General features: G+C 33.4%; 1 protein-coding gene. It reads right to left on the reverse strand.

The annotated features are described in order from the left end of the window. Nucleotides 1-910: DEAD/DEAH box helicase family protein (locus tag ABDH49_09155; GenBank protein ID MEN3047107.1), on the reverse strand; the 910-nt coding region annotated here is incomplete at both ends.

Raw genomic sequence — 910 nt, forward strand, 5'->3', positions numbered from 1 at the left:
CTTCTTACCATTATGTACCTTAAAACTCGATTTCTAATCCTTCTTGCATTATCCTTAACTATGTTAAGATATTTTTTATAATTCTTACTTCGATCAACTTCCCCGAGTTTTCTTTCCATTTCTTTAAAAAATGCTTCAAGGTCAGGAATCCCTGGAATGTTACTCTTTTTAGGTGGTTGGAATAGCTTTATCTGGTTTAAGATATCCCTTGGTGAATTATTGTAAGGAGTAGCTGAAACAAGTATTACTCTCTTACCTCGACATATCTGGGATACTTTTTCATAGCTGATAGTTGATTCGTTCCGAAAACGATGGGATTCGTCAATAACTATATTTTTGTATTCTTCTTTGTATTCTTCACTTTCTGCATACTCCATCGCTTCCTCAAGTTTTCCAGTAGAAACAAATTTAGCACGAATATTAAAATCAGAAAAAACATTAGGCCAGGAACCAGGATTATTTTCGTTAAGAAGTGCAGGCGGTGCAATAACGATTGTTTTTCCATCAAGTTGACTTATAAGCATAGCAACAGTATAAGTTTTGCCTAATCCTACTACATCTGAGATGAAAACTCCTCCGTATTCTTCCAAAATTTTTTTAGCATTCAAAACAGCCTGCTCTTGATAGGCTAATCGTTTAAAGTTCTCAGGGAAATTTTCATCTAATAATTTACCTTTTGGATTCAATTCGTCTTTGAAATATTCATATAAAAATTTCAGATAAAGCTTATATGGCGTAATATCCGATTTTAGCCAGGTTTTCTCGTTTAGTATTTGAACAAACTTTTCTGATACATCTACCGCATCTTCCCATAATTCATTGAATTTTCTTAATGCAAACTCATAATCAGAAGGATTTCTTAGCTCAACATTAAATTCAAGGTTATCCCTAAGCCCAGCCATAGTGAAAT

Source organism: Candidatus Hydrothermales bacterium, from assembly GCA_039630235.1.
Taxonomy (GTDB): Bacteria; Hydrothermota; Hydrothermia; order Hydrothermales; family JAJRUZ01; genus JBCNVI01.